Origin of the sequence: Cytobacillus horneckiae, from assembly GCF_002835735.1 — a bacterium.
GTDB lineage: Bacteria > Bacillota > Bacilli > Bacillales > Cytobacillaceae > Cytobacillus > Cytobacillus horneckiae.
On the sequence record NZ_PISD01000064.1, the window covers coordinates 17426 to 36903 of the forward strand.

Below are 19478 nucleotides of genomic sequence, written 5' to 3' on the forward strand. Positions count from 1 at the left end.
GTCTTCCTGAAAAGGGTGCAGTTTTGGAATAACCTGTATAACATGAATACTTTTTAGTCAGATGTTCTGATACGAAAGGAGGTCTATGACTTGAGTAAATATGTCAAATACTCAGTAGTTATTGGTATCATAGCTTTTGTTTTGGCTTTGGTCTTATTCTTAACAATCGATTCTCCGTACCCATACCTTGGTGGTCTTGTTGTAGCGTTTATTATATTTGAAATCAGTTTTTTTCACTTATTTGGAAAGGAAAGACAAAAGAATAAACTGTAAAATGACTCTAGGGACATTTAAGCAAACGGGCGCTTATCCGGAACAAGGAACAGGGCTCATTTTTCATTTAAGGGCCAGATTGTTGAATATCGAATAATGGACAAAGACCTGGCTAGCGGTATTAGAAACAATAAAAAGGGATGACTATTCATTTTGTTAAGTAAGCAAAACAATTAAGTTTTCCATGTTTTAAATATACTCATTTTAATGTTTATAATTTATATTTTGTTCAATCTGAATCCTTACTTCAATGTGTTCTAAAGATCCCTTATCAATCGAATTAATTGTACTTACATCCCATTCTTTTAGGTGATATCGATATGCGTTTTCGCTTATATTTAATAGATCTGCATTTATTTCTTCACTTTTCTCCATTGTGTTTAATAGTTCATTTTTAATTTTCTTTTCTAATTCTTTTTTTATTTTATCTAAACTAATATCCTCCTCATTTTGGACCAATACTGCATTGGCTTTAATAATTAAGTGATAAGCAGGTTTATAGCCATTTACTACTTTAATCGTTCTTTTTGGATTCTGTATAATTACACTCACTTTTTCTTCAAAGAGGGAGAGAGGGATGTTAGTAGCTTTTTTTGATAACCATTTTAATCCAGACAGGTCTTTTTTATCTGCCCATCCTTTGTATTGCTGCTGTGAAGTAACAAAGCCTCCCGTAATGACAGCAATATTTTTCTTTTTTTTATCCTCTGAAAAACTTGCTTTATTTACATCTAAAGAAGGAATGAGCTGAGTACCAACTGCCTGGTAATAGGTCGAGATAAATTTATTATACTGTTCAATAGGAATGAAAAAATTGTTTTTAGTTAAGGATTTGGGATCATGGATGATTGTATATAAAGATGGGAAATTAAAAAAGCTCTCACTTGTTAAAATTTCTTTAATATCTTGTTCTGTACCAAAAAGCCATATATTGTATCTCAGTAAAGAATTTTGTCCAATAAATTCGATGACGGACTTCATTTGCTCCTTGATAACATTTTCACTTAATAGAACGGTTTCGATATGTCCGTAATAAAGAGGCAGTGCCACCTTTTGTTCTAATTTGCTTAAAGCTGACTGAATGTTTTTTCCTTTGCCTTCCCCAATAAAAATAGGGGATGCTTCCTGCAAAGCCGAAGCGCCTTCTTGCTTCCCTATATTGACAAAATTCAAAGCCTGAATATAGACTGTAAATTCTCCTTCCGCGTAATCTAGTCCTATAGCTGTAATATAAGTTTGACTTTGTAATTCTTTTGCACCCCAGCACCCAGTCAGGAAAAAGATCTGACTGCTTATTATGATAATCAATAATATCCTTTTCATAAATTACTCCTTTTGACTATCGCTATCAATAGGTCGGTATGCTTGATTTCGCTTCTTCATAAATCGATAAGGCAGCTTCAAAATATTTTTTATGATGTCTGCTGCATTGGGTCTGGATAAATACGACATATATGGCTGACCAAAGCTTTCTAATGAAACCACGGCTGTTAGGATGAGAAAAAAGGAAATAAAGAAGCCATATAATCCAAATAGTGATGAAAAGGCTAAAACAAGAAAGCGCAGAATCACGACATTGCCTGCCATGGTTTGGTTACTCAAGATATAACCTGATATTACTGAAACTGCAACAATGACCAGACAGGCTGGAGATGTTAACCCTGCTCGAATAGCAGCATCACCTATAAATAATCCGCCTAAAACAGCGACAGTCTGTCCAACAGCCTTAGGCAGGCGTACCCCAGCTTCTTTAAATAATTCAAATAAAACAAGCATAATAAAGACTTCCATAGGTGTAGATAAAGGCAAGCCAATTCTAGAAGCAGATATTGTTGCGATAAGTGAATAAGGAATTTGATCCAGTTGAAAGGTTGTTAACGAAATATAAAAACCAGGTAAGTATATCGTCGTAATTATGGCCAAAAACCGCAGAATTCGGACCATACTAACGTAAAAAAAACTATCATGTGAGTCTTCAGGTGAATATAATATTTGATTTAAATTTGCGGGACCTATTAAGCAAGTCGGATTTCCGTCCACTAAGAGCACAAATCTTCCTTGTGTTAAGGATTGAACAGCGAAGTCTGGTCTGCCTGAATTCTCCATCAAAGGAAATAAAGTAAAGGTTTTGTCGTATAGGAATTCCTCAATTTCGTAACTGCTGGCGACACTATCCACCTTTATGGAATCTAATCGCTTTTTTACAGTTTCCAGAATTGAAGGATTCATAATATCATCTATATAGAGTAATAAGGTTTTTGTTCTGCTTCTTTCGCCAAGTGTATATTCAATACTTTTTAATGATGACGTTTTTAATCTCTGACGGATTAATGCCATATTATCTGATACATTTTCTACTAATCCATCCCTTGGCCCTCTAATTGAGGATTCCATATTGGATTCTTCCGGACCTCTTTTGGGAGGATTAGATACGGGTATAAAGAAAAGCTCCTTTGAATCCTGACAAAAAATGAGTAATTCACCTGAAAATAATTTTTGCTCTATCTCTTCTTTCATGTTATTTAAATCTTTAAGCTTACTGACCTCTAAAACATTATTTAACAATTCATAATTTAAATGACCATTCTTTTCTATCACATCATGAATGGCAGGAAAAATAACCTCACTAATAAATTTCATATCCACTAAATTAGGACAATATAGGAAATCAATTGTATAACTGTGGTAAGTCCTTGTTTTTATTGCGATATCTGAAGAACCTTCGACCCACATTTTTAATTGGTCAATGCTGATGCCTTTTTTGTTAGTTTGAACTTTCTTCATGATGATCACCTTTTAAATGAATAATTAATAAAAAAAGAAGCATCGTGCAAATTTGAAAAATAAGGTTAATAGGGAAAAAATACTTTTGCAAAAAGTAAAAAAATGAGATGGCATCCCAAGGAATACATGCACCAATGATTAATATTATATAAAGGATAGGAAGAACCCATTTTCTCTTTTTGTTAAACCCAAAAATTTTGTCGGCAATAAATAATGATAAGCTTATCCGAACAAACGCTCCAGAAAGCCATTGGAAGATCGAAAGAAAATCGAGACGAGTAATATGTTCGCCAATTTTCAACAGCTTCCACTGCTCATAAGCTGGATTCCTCAATTTTGCTGCTTCTTCCAGACCAAATTCTGAGATGGCACCTACTAGTGGACCTAAGATTAAAAACACAAGAATGATCCCAGCCAATATAAGCCATTTAACCTTTAGTCTGTCTTTAATATAGGACGTTAAAAACAAAAGAAAGATAATTTCAAACAATCCGGAACAAGTATAAACCAACCCTTGAATAACATCTTTGTATCCATTCTCAAATATCGGAAACAGCAGTTCATAATTTTTATTTGGCGAATTTCCGATTCCTACTAAAAATCCAAAAAATGAAACAATAGGAAGCACTAAAAATGCGATCGTACTTATTGTCCGTATACCTTTTGCAGACGCATACAAGCAAATGAGAGCAAATAACAATACAATGACAAAATTAGGGATCTCAAAAGTATAATTAGCATTTGCCCAAAAAAAAGTGTACTTAAGAGTAATAAAGGCATTTATTAAAAAATAAGACCCAAATGTAATCGGAAAAATAATAAAAACCCAAGAATGAGAAAATTTTCGTTTAAGTAAAGAGAGAATATCCTCATGAGTATTTAACTTTTTATAAATATAAAAAACAAGCAGAATCCAAAGGATAAATGGTATTGTACTGAAAATAACACTTAACCAGGCATCCCTGTTAGAAGTTGATAATATAGTTGGGATAATTAGTACATGCACCATGAATCCAGTAGACATAATAAGTAGGATAAAAATATGAACAGATTGAATCACCTTTTGATTCATTAAAACCACCTTAAAAATAGCAATTTATTTACATAGTTTATCCTTAAATATGTAAATTATTCGCTATTTTGAAAAAAGTTGGTTAGACTCGTGACTGCATTAAAAATTTCGTTAAATGTTAAAAAGACGGTCTTGTGACTAAATTTGTCAGATACGCAAGCATATGTATTGTTTGTAGTATTGCCTAGTGTATTCGAGCATTGTACTAATGTATATTATTTTAATTGGGGGAATCACCGTGGGGGCGAATTTCCGATATCCCTACATATTAAAAAGGCAGAAAAAGATATCAATTTTTCTTGTTTAAAAACCAGCTAAATTAAGCTTATTGCTTATTCAAGAATAGGGCGCAATTTCAGGTGCGAAACGTTTCTGGCTCAAATGGGGCCACACAATTTCGGTAAAGGTCAGACAGTTTCAGATTTCTAAAACTGAAGGGTTATGTCGAGGGGTCGAATGAGGAGGTAACGCTCTGAAAGGCTCCCCCTGCGTCGAATAGCACGCTATTCGGTAAGGAATAGCCGTGTTATAAGCTCGGCTAATAGGCGTGAGAATTTACCGTAACAGTTTGGCTGACGAAAGCCTACCCGATGGGGTGGTGTAAATCATGGTGCTTGGGTTGAACAAATATGGTGAGGATGCAATGTAAAATACAATAACATACTGTATTGCTGACGAATTTCTGGATGTACGGGTCTAGATGCGCATTATATAGAAATGTATTTACTACTAAATGTAGGGTTAGCTGTGGATGAGTAAGAATCTGGAATATGAAAATCCATCTTGTGTTACAGGCATATGCAATGCTAACAGGCTCATAGGAAACACCTAAGTTTGTTCCATAATAGACATAATTCAACGTTGTAAGCTGATAACGTGGAGAGCTTACTCTCGGTGAGGCGTTGGAAAGGAAAACAGCCGTGAGAATAGCGACTGTATAACTTTTCTTCATATCAGTGAAAGTGGTGGCACAGTACCGTTGAAGCGTGTAATGAACGCGGAGGGATAGCCACTAGACTAATGAAGAATCATTTAATCCTGTAAGGCAAGTCCTTATCGGTTAATAAGGTTCTCGTAAGACTAATAGAGGTTCACCTCCCATGGGAGGCACCGACTTATTGAAACGGAAGAATTGAGGCACATTAAGTGCCGAGGATTAATGGAATTGGATTAGTTGGGGCGCCGTATGCGATGAAAGTCGCACGTACGGTGCTAACAGGGGGAAAAGGGAGCGATAATTTCAAACCCTTACCTACCTGTATAGGAAGGAGTGCGCTCTTTTCACGTATATGTATTCATAGCAAAAACCCAGCTAATGTCCTGTCAAGGGATTAGCTGGGTTTGTTACTAATCGAAATAATGAAAATTACGAGACTTTCAACTTAATAGGTATTCGCTGATCCATATCGAGTTCAAAAGTTCCGTATGGATTCACATGATGATAAAATAAAGGTGTTAATCCTCTAAAATCTTCTGGAGTCATTTTCTTCAACCAATATTGGTTGTTGTCATAAAGAACCTCTTGTACCATTAAGGTATTCATATAGACTAAGCAATTTTGCAGCAATTGAAGTGATAAAGCAGACACCTCTTGATCTTCTATAGAATTGGAACGAATCTCACTGTTTTTCCCATAGAAAATATAAGTATTCACTGAGTTCCATTGTTCCACTGTATTTAATCCTTCATGAATCTCCCTTCGAATCTCTTCATAGTGTAAATAATCACATAAAAAGATCGTTTTAATCGCTTTTCCTAATTCACATAAAGCCTGATAGGTTGGATGTTTCGTATCCCTTGTAAATCGCTTTAATATGGATTCGGCAGAAGCAGTACCTAACCGTAGAGCAGTTGCAAACTTAATGATTTGTTCATACTGTTGCCGAATAAGATCCCAGTTAATCGGTCTACTTAAAACCTGTTGCAGGTGAGGATATTCCTCATTCATGCCGGCTTCTGGACGATATAGCTTTTGAGATCCAATATTTTTAAACCGTGGCATCAGTTTAAAACCAAGTAGATGACAAAAAGCAAATGCAACGACACTTTGTCCGTGTGTATCGACATAATTTCTGTCAACCTCCATGTCCGTACAGTGACGAAGAACCCCTTCCATCATTGCTGCCACTTCCGAAGAAAGGCAGGACTTAAGCTGAGAATAGATACAAGCTGATTTTCGATCTGTATGCCAATAGATCATGACTCCATGCTTCTTATAGGGGTACGACCGAGGTACTTGTAAAAAAGGGTCATAGCATGGATTTTTTTTACATTTACAACCCTTTTTACTCTGTAGGGTAGGGTGGGGTCAGAAAAGTGCGGTTGTTGGTAGGATCCTAATAGGGGTAGTGTCATTGTCGCTACTCCTATTAAGGAATACTTAAACTAAATCACAAATTAATAAGAAGAAACACATCTTAAAAAATGAGCATTGAACCTTTGCATAATAAGCAAAAGTCCTTTAAAATTTGTTAGCCGGGTAGAAAATGCTATAATGCTCTTATAAAAAAGAATGGATGCAAAATAGTTTAGGTAAGTTCTAAAACGATTTCTTTTATTCTTCGACAAACAGGCCAGATTCGTAATTTCTCAAGAGAATAATACAAGTCGCTGTAGGGGTTTTTGTGTTTTTTCACTTATGATTACTTTGATATACAAGACCTATTTCATCTCTCACTTTATCCAACACTTGTATCGTGGTGTATGAATTTTTATATGAGTTAGTATCAGACTCTGTTTTTCCTCGGTTGATTAATTCAATAAATTCTTTCACTTCGTAATACATAGCTGGATGAGATTGGTCGACTGTTAATTGTTCAACCGTGCCGTCAGTGTAGTGAATTTCTACTTTTTCAGCCGTATGAATCTTATCAATCATGATACTTCCTTTTTCGCCTTGAATTTCGCTTGGTAAATAAGAGTTCGTTATTTTGGAATACATCACAATCGCATCTTTATCATCATATTTTAAGATGACGCTACCTTCACCATCCACACCCGAATCAAGCATAATGCCAGTTGCCTTCACTTCTTTTGGTTCACCAAATAATGTAATAAGTGGATACAAACAATAGACACCAAGGTCCATTAATGAACCGTTCGCAAACTCTGGATTGAAGGCATTAAGGACAATTCCTTCTTTGTATTTATCATAACGAGATGAATACTGACAATAGCTTGCAAAGTATCTACGGATAGGACCAATTTTATGTAAATTATCTTGAATGACCTTGAAGTTTGGAAGTAAGGTTGATTTCATTGCTTCCATTAATAGGGCGTTATGATCTTTTGCGGCTTGAATCATCCTCGCTACTTCGGTTGCATTAACAGCCAGTGGCTTTTCACATAACACATGTTTGCCATTTTGCAAAAATAAAATAGCTTGTTCTGCGTGATATGAATTGGGAGTAGCCAATGTACACCGCGTCAATTTCTTGACTAACTGCCATTTCTTTTAGGTTTGTAAATATTTTTGTTACTCCATATTTACTTGCAAATTCTTCTGCTCTACTAATCGTGCGAGAATAAACAGCAGTTAGTTTAAAATCTTCTACATCATTTGCTGCTTCAAGTAATCTTTCTGTAATCCAATTAGTACCGATTACGCCGAATCGAACCATTTATTCAACCTCATTCCTTTGTTTTATAAAACGAAGAGTTTTGTTTACTACACTTATGAAGCGTTTTTCATCGCCAATAGGATTTTATTTTCCCATAAAAAAACTTATATAGACATGGGGCCTACCAGTGAAATATTGGTGATAACCCAAATAGGGCTCATACTGTGAGTGATGGCTAAATTCTTGGCTGTGCCCCACCCAATAATGATCTCTGATCCGGCCATAGAAGGGACTGAATCAGAGGCTATTTTTTCTTTCCTGTATGGACTGTGTTATTTGTAATATGCAGTAAAGACCGCAATTCATAAAAGAAATAAATGCGGTCTTTACGATGTTTCCATATTTTTTAAAGTGTACTCTATTCGAGATTGGCATGTTTGCCGTACATTTTAGTAGAGTCTAAGCCTTTTTTTTCCATAAAACGCAAGATCAATGCATCATAAAATAATAACATCGTTTGCTCAAAAAGTGACCCCATTGGTTGTATGGTCTTATATTCACTTTCAGATTGATCTTTCGGTGATCCAGGCAATTTAATGATAATATCAGCTAATTTTCCAATCGTGGAGTCAGGGGAAATCGTTACAGCTGCGACCGTCCCACCTAAACTTTTTGCTTTTTCAGCGATTGAAACCAAGGTTTTCGTTTCACCTGAACCTGAACCGATGATCAACAAATCACCTTTTTCTAAATTTGCTGTTACAGTTTCACCGACTACATAAGCATCGATCCCCATGTGCATCATTCTCATCACGAAAGATTTGCCCATAAATCCAGATCTGCCCGCACCTGCAACAAAGATTTTTTTGGATTCCAGAATCTTATTAACCAACTTCTCTGCTTCTTCGTCAGAGATTAAGTCGACTGTCCGACTTAATTCTTGAACGACTTCAGCTAAATATTGAGTAGTTTTCATAGTTATAATTAACCTTGTTTAATTAATTCTTGCATTTTAGCTGCAACTGCTTTTTTATCGTCTTTGCTTGTGATACCGCCACCTACGATGACAAGATCTGGTTGTACTTTAATCACATCTGGAAGTGTTTCTAATTTGATTCCGCCTGCAATAGCAGTTTTCGCATTTTTTACAACGCTCTTAATGGTTGCAAGGTCTTCGAAAGAATTTTTTCCTACAGCTTGAAGGTCATAACCTGTGTGAACGCAGATATAATCTACTCCTAGTTCATCCAGTTCTTTCGCACGACCTTCAATGTCTTTAACTGCGATCATATCAGCAAGGATTTGTTTACCTTGTTTTTTTGCTTCTTCTACAGCACCTTTAATGGACTCGTCTTCAGCTGTACCAAGAATGGTGATGATGTCAGCGCCTGCTGCAGATGCTTGGCTAACTTCATATCCAGCTGCATCCATGATTTTAAGGTCAGCTAATACAGTTAAGTTAGGGAAGGCAGCTTTCACTTCCTTTACTGCTTTAAGGCCTTCATTAATCACAACCGGCGTGCCGATTTCTACAACATCTATATGATTTTCTACTTCTTTCACCAATTCAATGGCTCCTGGAATATCTACAAGATCTAATGCTAATTGTAATTTCATTTATTACTCGCTCCTTATATAATAGTATAATTGTGCCGTATAGCTTTCTTTTGCACAGTGTTATTGTATCCAATTGATAGCTATTTACTAACGGTATGATACTCAGTATACTGGGTATGTTACTAAATTAAAAGTATGCACTTTTTTATCATATAGTAACAAAAAGTATACTATGGGACATAATAAGGGTTGGAGGTGAAATGAATGCCGAATCTTGGGGAAAAAGTGTTTAATTGTGAAAAAGAATTGACTCTTTCGATTATTGGTGGAAAATGGAAAATGTTGGTATTGTGGCATCTAGGAAAAGAAGGAACCAAACGTTTTGGTGAACTAAAGGCCCTCATGCCGGGTATCACTCAAAGAATGCTTGTTAATCAATTGCGCGAACTTGAAGACCATTTGATTGTTCATCGTGAAGTCTATCCTGTCGTTCCACCAAAAGTTGAATACTCACTCACTGAGTATGGAAGAAGTCTGATGCCTATTCTGGAAGCTATGTATGACTGGGGTAAAGATTATATTGAGAATGTATTGGAAAAAGAAACAGAAAACAAATCGTCTATTCAGTAGAAAAAAGAGTTTCTCCTAGGGGTTCGAAAAAGTGTAAAAAAGTTCATATACTAACAAACCACGGTTAGCTATCTTAATAAAGATGCTGTCCGTGTTTTTTTATATCTCTACGTATTTAAAAGGTTGAAAAAACACAACATTTAATAAAAGAATCAGTTACTAAAAAGCCAAGGGCAGCGAATCTTGTATAATCGCTGTCCTTGGCTTTTCACTCTTGGTATTGGATTCAAGTTTATAGTATTATTTTTAACACTATGTTATACCAATGTATCTATATGTTAATAAAGTGCGTACTTTCAAAAGTATAACATACGTAATATACTGATTTTGCTCAAGTAATAGCGAGCTTAAAGAATACTACCAAACCTTAAGGGAATACTGCTACAAGCATGGTGAGATGAAGTGAAACTTCATTTAATAATTTATACATGTTGTTGCTTTTTACGAAAGGAGAGATCCGCATGGAAAGGTTCAAAACTAAGCAGCGAAAAGTTTGTGAAAGATGTCTAATCATCACCATAAATAATGAAACCTGTCCAAAATGTGGACATTCTCAATTAAGAGATATCATTATTACCGGACAAGCTGGGAGAAATAAACGAAACTTACATCCAAAAGTAGGATAACGCAATAGCGAAAATCCTTGTTGTTTTGTAGGGGAAACGAAGAAAATCAGACATTTTTCTATTTGAAAATGCTTTGAAAAAGTGGAGGAATGAAAAGTGGATTCTATGACGTTTGTCTTATTTGGGGCAACTGGGGATTTAGCTAAGCGAAAAATCTACCCTGCCTTGTTTAATTTATATTTGAATCAAAAATTACCAGATTCTTTTTTGATCATTGGTGTAGGAATAGACGAAATGTCTGATGTTGATTTTCAAAACCATGTAACAGACTCGCTATACACTTTTTCTAGACACTTGATAAATGATAAATCCGAAAAACAAGAGTTTGTAAAGGCATTTCGTTATTGCCAGTTAGATTTCACGAATGCTGAAGGGTATAAGAAGTTAGTTGAAGTCGTTCAACAAAATGAAAAAGACCAGAGTATTGAAGAGAATCGAATGTTTTATCTTTCTGTTGCTCCTGAATTCTTTGATGTAATTGCTTTAAACATAAAGGAGAGTGGCTTAGGTTCGACAAAGGGATGGAAACGATTGATTATCGAAAAACCATTTGGGTATGACTTAAAATCTGCTGAAGATTTAAACGAAAAATTAAGCAAAGCTTTTGAAGAAGATGAAATTTTCCGGATTGACCATTATCTCGGAAAACCAATGGTTCAAAACCTTGAAGCCTTGGAATTTGCCAATCCTGTGCTGCAATCACTTTGGAACAATCGGTTTATTGCCAATGTGCAAATTACGGCTAGTGAAACGGTTGGTGTAGAAGAGAGGGCTGGTTATTATGACCAAGCAGGCGCTATTCGTGATATGGTTCAAAATCATATGCTACAGCTGTTGATGATGACAGCCATGCATCTCCCAAAACAGATTAGTGCAAAAGATATCCGTAATGAGAAAAGAAAAGTTATGGAATCTCTGCGACCATTACAGAAAAATACTGTAGGTATCCACGTCGTTCGTGGCCAATATGGATCAGGTGAAATAAACGGTACACCAGTAGTCAGATACTTAGAAGAACCTGGCGTTGATGCTTCTTCTAAAAACGATACATTCGTCGCTGCTCGTCTATGGATTGATAATTCCTTCTGGGACGGGGTCCCATTCTATATCCGGACAGGAAAAAGAATGACGGAAAAATTAACGCGGATTGTGATTGAATTCAAAAACCCATTAAAGAATTTGTATACCAATGAAATCCAAAATGCTGAACCCAATCTATTAGTTATTAATGTAAGTCCTAATGAAGGTGTTTCGTTGCAGTTAAATAGTAAAAACCCGATAAATGGAAAATTAGAACCTATTGTTGTTGATTTTTCAGCGAGTAAAAAAGACGTGCCCGAAGCATATGAACTCTTAATATTTGATGCTCTGCGTGGGGACTCTACCTTCTTTGCTCATTGGGACGAAGTTGAATTATCTTGGAAATGGGTACAGCCCGTTTTAGAGGCGTTTGAGGAAAATGCCCTTCCACTCCACCTATATCAAGCCGGTTCGATGGGGCCACAAGCTGCTTCGCAATTATTGGAGGAGGATGGTTTTAAATGGTGGGAAACTAGGGGGGGAGTTTAATCCGCACCTCCCTGGAAGGCTATTGGTATGAAGAGAGCAAACCGAGGTTGGATTTGACAGATAATTGTTACGCGATTTACCCAAGGAACTTAAAGTATTTGTTGAATCCTTATGGTTCCATAAGGAGACCATGAAGAACAACAAATGGGTAGCATAATAATACAGGCTATTTTTTGTAATTTAAAGGAGGAAACTCAAGTGAAAGTAGGATTAATTGGATTAGGGAAAATGGGTATGAACTTAGGAAAAAACTTAATTGACAATAAACACCGTGTAATGGCGTTTGATCTAAATACAAATACTATTGAAGAAATTAAAAAATACGGAGTTGAAGGAGCATCCAGTTTACAAGATCTTGTTCAATCATTAGAAAAGCCACGAGTTGTTTGGATAATGGTCCCACACTCCGTCGTTGATTCAGTTATTAGTGAAATCACACCATTTCTAAGTGAAGGAGATATCGTCATTGAAGCTGGTAATTCGCATTATAAGGAATCCATTCGTCGTTACGAACAGTTGAAGAAAGTTGGAGTGAGCTTTATGGATGCCGGTACTTCTGGGGGGATGGAAGGTGCTCGCTATGGTGCTTGTTATATGATTGGTGGAGATCCTGAAGCATGGAGCATTGTCGAGCCGATTTTTAGAGATACAGCTGTAGATAATGGGTATTTATATGCTGGGAAATCTGGTAGTGGCCACTTCTTAAAAATGGTCCACAATGGAATAGAATACGGAATGATGGCCGCCATTGGTGAAGGATTCGAAGTCCTGGAAAAAAGCGATTTCGATTTTGACTATGAAAAAGTGGCACGGGTGTGGAATAACGGTTCTGTCATCCGCTCATGGCTCATGGAATTGACAGAACGCGCATTTTCTAAAGATGCAAAATTAGATGAAATTAAGGGCATTATGCATTCTTCTGGGGAAGGGAAATGGACAGTTGAAACCGCTTTGGATCTTCAAACAGCTACCCCTGTTATCGCTATGTCTTTACTAATGCGTTACCGTTCATTAGACAATGATACATTTACAGGTAAAGTGGTAGCTTCCCTTCGTAATGAATTTGGCGGACATGCTGTGGAAAAATCATAAAGTCATCTGCTGTATATGTCTTTCGTTAAAATGAGCCGGAAATTCATTGGATTTTTAGTTTGGTATATCCCAAAAATTGGTAGATTTACTTAAGTCGTTGATAGTGCTAACTATGTTGATTGAAGCGGAAGGAGCGAGACTCCTCGAAAATGCATTCACATTTTCTCGTGCGGTGCCTATTCACGGATGATGATTCAACGTCCTGCGGGAAAAACATGACAAGGGAGACCCCGCAGCCGCACAGCGCCGAGGAGGCTCCCGGCTCGCCCGCGGAAAGCGAGCACCTGGAGCCAACAGACAAGTTTAACAGAGCCAAAAAAATAAAACAATATTGAGGTGTGACATCATGAACGTATTGGATGCAAAAATCATTAACACACAATATGGTTTAGAAACCTATTTAGACATGGTGAAGAATATCGAAGTAAAAGAACTCCATTCTCCATCAGATAATGAGCCCTTTTATGAAATAGTATTAGGGATAGAGTATTTTCTTCTAAGGGACGGAAAATATTATGATAGTGAAAGGAATTATTTTCGGATTCAAATGAGCGAAGATTTTAATTCAATCACGTTAAGAGAGACAGATACCGAAAGTTTATTTGCTGTCAAAACCGAACACGAGAGAGACTCAACTAAGCTACTGGTTGGAGAATGGCTTATAAAAACCAATGCTTTCAAGCAAGTAATAAGTGAACTGATCCAACAAAAGAAAATGGAGAATGTTCAAAATGAGGGAGACACTCGAAAAGTATTAGGAACGATAAGATTCTTGGAAATATTACTTGAAATCAAAACAGAAGACATACTAAGTGCCGATGTAGAGAGGGACCATTGAGTTTTCTTAATACTAACTGTCTTTTAATGTACGCTATTGATAATTACACGGTCCCACTAAGGATTTTTCAAAATTGAAAAGGGGGAGTTTAAATGTGTTTTTAAAAACTTCCCTTATATACTGTAGAAAAGGAGAATGCACTAACATGAAACGTTTTACTATGCCGAGAGATCTTTTTTACGGAGAAGGATCTCCGATTGAAGCAGCTAAGCTAAATTTGATTGAAAGGGGAAGTAATGTATGACTATTTCGTTTGATTACTCCAATGCATTAGCATTTATGAAAAAGAGTGAAGTAGATAATCTAAGTGAATTTGTAAAAGTGGCTCATAAAATGCTACATGAAAAAACAGGCCCCGGCTCTGATTATCTTGGTTGGGTCGATTTGCCACTAAACTATGATAAGAGTGAATTTGAAAGAATTAAACAAGCTGCTGAAAGAATCAAGAAACATTCAGACGCAATGGTTGTAATTGGTATTGGTGGTTCGTATTTGGGTGCAAGATCAGCTATAGAAGCTTTGTCCCATAGCTTTCATAACCAAATGAACGATAAGACAAAAGTGTATTTTGCCGGTCACAATATCAGTTCTACTTATATATCTCATTTATTTGAACTATTAGAGGGGAAAGATATCTCTGTTAACGTCATTTCCAAATCAGGAACAACGACAGAGCCAGCCCTTGCTTTCCGTATTTTTCGTGACTATATGGAGAAAAAATACGGAAAAGAAGAGGCGAGAAAACGTATTTTTGCCACTACTGATCAGGAAAAAGGCGTATTAAAAAAGCTCGCGGACAAAGAAGGATATGAAACGTTTGTTATTCCGGATGATGTAGGTGGAAGGTATTCTGTGCTAACAGCAGTTGGTCTCTTACCAATTGCCGTAGCAGGACTTGATATTGATCATATGATGGAAGGGGCAGCAGCAGCAGCCCGTAAATACAACAATCCTGATTTATTGACAAATGAGAGCTATCAGTATGCTGCGGTCCGAAATGTACTCTACAATAAGGGAAAAGCAATTGAAGTGCTTGTTAACTATGAGCCCTCCCTTCACTACGTATCGGAATGGTGGAAGCAGCTGTTTGGGGAAAGTGAAGGAAAAGATCAAAAGGGGCTATTCCCTGCTTCCGTTGATTTTTCAACGGATTTGCATTCCATGGGGCAATATGTACAAGAAGGTCGACGAAACCTTTTAGAAACGGTTTTACAGATTAAGAAACCTCGAATTGAAGTGACTATTCAGGAGGATCCAGAAAATATTGATGGATTAAACTTCCTGGCAGGTAAGACGATGGATGAAGTCAACAAAAGTGCATTTCAGGGTACCCTTATGGCCCATATAGATGGAGAAGTACCTAATCTCGTGATTGAACTGGATGAAATGAATGAATACACTTACGGTGAGATGGTTTACTTTTTTGAGAAGGCATGTGGGATTAGTGGCCATCTATTAGGAGTTAACCCATTTGACCAGCCTGGAGTCGAAGCATACAAGAAGAATATGTTTGCTTTACTTGACAAACCTGGTTTTGAAGCAGAAAAAGCTACTCTCATGGAGCGTTTATCAAAATAATTATATCTGATTGGTTTTGTATTAATAAAAAGATTGTTACCAAAAACCATATTTTTTGTAACAATATTTATGAGAAATACTGATGCTTGATTTTACTAATTTTATAGGTTACCAAAAATAATTACCAAAAGTTTTACCAAATACTTTTACAAAAATGATGTCTCTTGTACAATTAGATTATTAAATTGTGCAGGAGGCTTCTTTATGATAATCGGTTATGCTCGAGTTTCGACAGTTGACCAAAATTTAGACCGACAAATTATATTACTTTCTGAGTACGGCTGTGAAAAAATGGTTCAAGAGAAATTTACTGGGACTACAAAGGATAGAGATGGACTTAACTCATTGCTAGATGTAATAAGGAAAGGTGATACCGTTGTAGTAGAAAGTATTTCACGCTTAGGGAGAAAAACACTTGATATTCTTTCTATTATTCAGCAATTCGAGGATACTGGTGTAAAGTTCGTTTCTATTAAGGAGAACATGGATACAAGAACATCAACGGGAAAAGCCATGTTTCAAATGATGTGTGTCATCGCAGAGTTAGAAAGAAATTTAATTGTAGAAAGAGTTAAAGAAGGGTTAGAAGCGAGTAAAAGAAGAGGAAAAAAACTAGGAAGGCCTAAAGTGGATCAAGGGAAAATTGAAATAGCCTTGAGGATGTATGACAGTAAAGAATACTCGGTAAAAGAAATTGTAGAAGGTACAGGACTTTCACAGGGATCATTATATCGAGCGATTAATAAAAGAAAACTAGTAGAAGCAAATTAATAATCTCTTATATTTTTAGGGAATTATGTGACGGACTAGGGCAGCTACTCTGTCACCACCCCCAACTTAATTTGAATGGAGTTGGTAATTTGGCATCTATAGAACGTACGGCTTATCCAAGATTTAAAAAACGTCCTACTTCAAAAGAACTTCGTGATGTTTACTCCCCTACACCTGAAGAAAACCAATTTGCGCATAAAGTTGCTAGAGGACCTGTTTCAGTTCTAAGTCTATTAGTTATGTTAAAGTCTTTCCAACGACTTGGTTACTTTCCTCGACCGAAAGATATTCCTGTAGAGATCATGATTCATATTCGGACCTGTTTGAATCTCTCTGCTAGTGTTGAACCGAATTACAATAGTAAATCAATTTACCGACATCAAAAAGCAATTAGAGATTACCTCAATGTACGTCCTTATGGAAAAGAAGCCTTACATATTGCAACTACTTCAATTTATAAGGCTACACAGGTAATGGACAATCCAGCCGATCTTATCAACGTATCCATTGAAATATTAATAAAAGAAAGGTGTGAATTACCTGCTTTTAGTACATTAGATCGATTGGCTCGTCGTATAAGAACATTAGTGAATCACCAGTTATTTAATTCAGTATTTTCAAAATTGACTCCTGAAATTGAGCGAAAATTAGATCAATTACTAGTTACTAAAAATGATAATCGGACTTCTGAATATAACTTATTAAAAGAAATTCCAAAAAGCGCAACACTTTCGCATATGAAAGAAATACAAAATAGGTTACTTCTGTTAACTGATTTTATAGAAGAAATTGATAGCTTACTAGAGGATATTCCAAATTTAAAAATTAAACACTTCGCTTTAGAAGCAAAAGCGCTTGATGCATCAGAATTAAAAGACTTTAATTTAGCTAAAAGATATATGCTGCTACTTTGTATGATTTATCGCTCAAAAATTTCAGCTATAGATAGTTTGGTAGAGATGTTTCTCAAAAGAGTCAGAACAATACATAACAAAGGCAAAGAGGAGCTAGAACTTCTTCGAGAAAAACATAGATCAAAAACTGAAAATCTTATATCTGTTTTGGCGGAAGTCTTAAATGCCACAAGTATAAATGAGAACGATACCTTGACTGGTCAGAAAATAAGGGAGTTATTAGGGAGAAGAGGTGGTATCGACGCATTAAAAGAAGATTGTGAATCAATTTCATCATATAATGGCAATAACTACCTTCCTCTTTTATGGAAGTTCTATAAAAGCCACAGGAAAACTCTTTTTAGATTGATTAGTATGATTGAAATTAATTCAACCACACAGGATCAATCACTTTTAGAAGCTTTACAATTTTTACGTGATAATGAGAACCGAAAAATTGAAAATCTACAAATAGATTTGGATCTTTCATTTGCTAGTGAACAGTGGAAAAAAACGATTTATGTACCTAAAGAAAATAACTTAATCCATCGTAAACACCTTGAAATCTGTATTTTTTCCTATCTTGCAAGCGATTTAAAAACGGGAGACCTTTGTGTAAAAGGATCAGAGAATTTTGCTGATTACCGTGAACAGCTCCTTTCTTGGGATGAGTGTAAACCTATGGTAGATGAATACTGTAAGGAACTTGGCTTTTCTTCAAATTCAGGGGATTTTGTTCAACAATTAAAGCTCTGGCTAGGAGATACTGCACAAAAAGTAGATTTAAACTACCCTGATAACGGCCAGGTAATCATTAATGAAAATGGAGAACCAACGTTGAGAAAAATAATGAGAAAAGAACAACCTCAGACAAGTAAGGCGTTAGAGGTAGTTATTTCTCAACGGTTACCTGAACGAAATGTCTTAGATATTCTTTGTAATGTAGAACATTGGACAAATTGGACACGGCATTTTGGACCATTATCTGGTTCAGATCCTAAGCTTGAAAATGCAATGGAACGTTATATCATTACTTCTTTTGGATACGGATGTAATTTAGGACCAACACAGACTTCTAAGCACATGAAAAAAGCAGTAACCCCACACATGATTTCATTTGTAAATCGGCGACATATTAATGCATCTAAAATAGACGAAGCTATTCGTAATATTTTAAATCAATACAATCAATTTAGTTTGCCTAGACTATGGGGTGATGGAAAAACGGCTGCTGCAGATGGAACAAAATTTGATCTCTACGAAGAAAACTTAATCTCTGAATACCACATTCGATACGGAGGTTATGGGGGGATTGCATATCATCATGTTTCAGATACTTATATTGCACTCTTTAGTCACTTCATTCCATGTGGAGTTTGGGAAGCAGTTTATATTATTGATGGTTTGCTGAAAAATAAATCAGACATTCAGCCCGATACGTTACATGCTGATACGCAAGGTCAATCAACGCCTGTTTTTGCACTTGCACATTTATTGGGGATTAATTTAATGCCTCGTATTCGAAATTGGAAGGATTTAAAATTTTACAGGGCTGATAAGGACACAAAATATCACCACATTGATCAGTTGTTTAGTGATACCGTTGACTGGGACCTAATTGAAACACACTGGCAAGATCTGCTCCAAGTGGTTCTTTCTATAAAAGCTGGTAAAATATTACCCTCTACACTACTTAGAAAACTAAGTAACTATAGTAGAAAAAACCGATTATATCAAGCTTTTAGGGAATTAGGAAGGATTGTAAGAACTGTATTTTTGCTTAAATATATTTCTGATATAAAACTAAGAGAGCAAATTGGTGCTAGTACAAACAAAGTCGAAGCATATAACGGCTTTTCCAAATGGCTATTTTTTGGTGGCGATGGGATCATTTCAGAAAATGATCCAGAAGAACAAGAAAAGCGAATTAAATATAATGATTTAGTTGCCAACGCAGTAATATTCCAAAATGTATGTGATATAACACTTATTTTGTGGGAACTTTCTAAAGAAGGCTATGTATTTTCAAAAGAAGATATTGTCATGCTTAGCCCTTATCTGACTAGGCATATAAAACGTTTCGGAGACTATATGATCGATTTAGAAAATATTCCACAACCAATCGAGGGAGATATTCCTGTATAGTATATAAGAAAGTAAAGAGCAAGAAAGGGTTATAAATGGTAAACAATACCATACTATGACCCTTTTTTACATGTATCTCGGTCGTACCCC

General features: G+C 36.0%; 14 protein-coding genes and 2 pseudogenes. 9 read left to right on the top strand and 7 right to left on the bottom strand.

Annotated elements, in window-relative coordinates:
• The first annotated feature begins 90 nt into the window (after nucleotides 1-90).
• A complete protein-coding gene (locus CWS20_RS23395; RefSeq protein WP_066194368.1) occupies nucleotides 91-273 on the top strand; it encodes a hypothetical protein in 183 nt (60 codons plus the stop codon).
• A 204-nt stretch (nucleotides 274-477) separates the two neighbouring features.
• Here the strand turns inward: CWS20_RS23395 and CWS20_RS23400 are convergent, their stop codons facing one another.
• The 7 genes and pseudogenes from CWS20_RS23400 to hxlA form a co-directional block, all read right to left on the bottom strand.
• The gene (locus tag CWS20_RS23400) at nucleotides 478-1596 is read right to left on the bottom strand and encodes a Ger(x)C family spore germination protein (protein WP_066194370.1); all 1119 of its coding nucleotides are present in this window, start codon (nucleotides 1594-1596) and stop codon (nucleotides 478-480) included.
• Between the two features lie 3 nt (nucleotides 1597-1599).
• On the bottom strand, nucleotides 1600-3057 hold the full coding sequence (locus tag CWS20_RS23405; RefSeq protein ID WP_101226413.1) for a spore germination protein: 1458 nt from the start codon (nucleotides 3055-3057) through the stop codon (nucleotides 1600-1602).
• Complete coding sequence (locus CWS20_RS23410; RefSeq protein ID WP_066194373.1) at nucleotides 3038-4129, bottom strand: GerAB/ArcD/ProY family transporter; 1092 nt, start codon at nucleotides 4127-4129, stop codon at nucleotides 3038-3040. Before CWS20_RS23410 ends, CWS20_RS23405 begins: the two co-directional genes overlap by 20 nt.
• Nucleotides 4130-5495: 1366 nt before the next feature.
• Nucleotides 5496-6398, bottom strand: a pseudogene (locus CWS20_RS23420) (Tn3 family transposase); the annotation flags it as partial.
• A 363-nt stretch (nucleotides 6399-6761) separates the two neighbouring features.
• Nucleotides 6762-7749 (bottom strand): annotated as a pseudogene (locus tag CWS20_RS23425) (Gfo/Idh/MocA family protein).
• A gap of 358 nt (nucleotides 7750-8107) precedes the next feature.
• On the bottom strand, nucleotides 8108-8665 hold the full coding sequence (gene hxlB / locus CWS20_RS23430; protein WP_031538337.1) for a 6-phospho-3-hexuloisomerase: 558 nt from the start codon (nucleotides 8663-8665) through the stop codon (nucleotides 8108-8110).
• Nucleotides 8666-8673: 8 nt separating this feature from the next.
• Nucleotides 8674-9306, bottom strand: coding sequence for a 3-hexulose-6-phosphate synthase (hxlA, locus tag CWS20_RS23435; protein ID WP_031538336.1), 633 nt, complete (start codon nucleotides 9304-9306; stop codon nucleotides 8674-8676).
• A gap of 204 nt (nucleotides 9307-9510) precedes the next feature.
• Between hxlA and CWS20_RS23440 the strand changes: the two genes are divergently transcribed.
• The 8 genes from CWS20_RS23440 to CWS20_RS23470 all read left to right on the top strand — a co-directional run bounded on the left by CWS20_RS23440 (nucleotide 9511) and on the right by CWS20_RS23470 (nucleotide 19388).
• On the top strand, nucleotides 9511-9876 hold the full coding sequence (locus tag CWS20_RS23440) for a winged helix-turn-helix transcriptional regulator (RefSeq protein WP_066194376.1): 366 nt from the start codon (nucleotides 9511-9513) through the stop codon (nucleotides 9874-9876).
• 461 nt (nucleotides 9877-10337) lie between these two features.
• Nucleotides 10338-10502 carry a hypothetical protein gene (locus CWS20_RS28215; protein ID WP_155986760.1) on the top strand — a complete coding sequence of 55 codons (165 nt, stop codon included), beginning with the start codon at nucleotides 10338-10340 and terminating at the stop codon, nucleotides 10500-10502.
• Between the two features lie 96 nt (nucleotides 10503-10598).
• A complete protein-coding gene (gene zwf / locus CWS20_RS23445; RefSeq protein ID WP_066194379.1) occupies nucleotides 10599-12071 on the top strand; it encodes a glucose-6-phosphate dehydrogenase in 1473 nt (490 codons plus the stop codon).
• Nucleotides 12072-12269: 198 nt separating this feature from the next.
• Nucleotides 12270-13163, top strand: a complete 894-nt coding sequence (gnd, locus tag CWS20_RS23450) for a phosphogluconate dehydrogenase (NAD(+)-dependent, decarboxylating) (RefSeq protein WP_031538333.1) — start codon at nucleotides 12270-12272, stop codon at nucleotides 13161-13163.
• 346 nt (nucleotides 13164-13509) lie between these two features.
• Entirely contained in the window at nucleotides 13510-14001 is a 492-nt protein-coding gene (locus CWS20_RS23455) for a hypothetical protein (protein ID WP_031538332.1), read from the top strand.
• 240 nt (nucleotides 14002-14241) lie between these two features.
• The gene (locus tag CWS20_RS23460; protein ID WP_066154493.1) at nucleotides 14242-15579 is read left to right on the top strand and encodes a glucose-6-phosphate isomerase; all 1338 of its coding nucleotides are present in this window, start codon (nucleotides 14242-14244) and stop codon (nucleotides 15577-15579) included.
• Between the two features lie 204 nt (nucleotides 15580-15783).
• Nucleotides 15784-16350 (top strand): recombinase family protein, encoded by a 567-nt coding sequence (locus tag CWS20_RS23465; protein WP_066154495.1) that lies wholly within the window; start codon nucleotides 15784-15786, stop codon nucleotides 16348-16350.
• An 89-nt stretch (nucleotides 16351-16439) separates the two neighbouring features.
• Nucleotides 16440-19388 carry a Tn3 family transposase gene (locus CWS20_RS23470; protein WP_066194381.1) on the top strand — a complete coding sequence of 983 codons (2949 nt, stop codon included), beginning with the start codon at nucleotides 16440-16442 and terminating at the stop codon, nucleotides 19386-19388.
• Nucleotides 19389-19478: the final 90 nt, after the last annotated feature.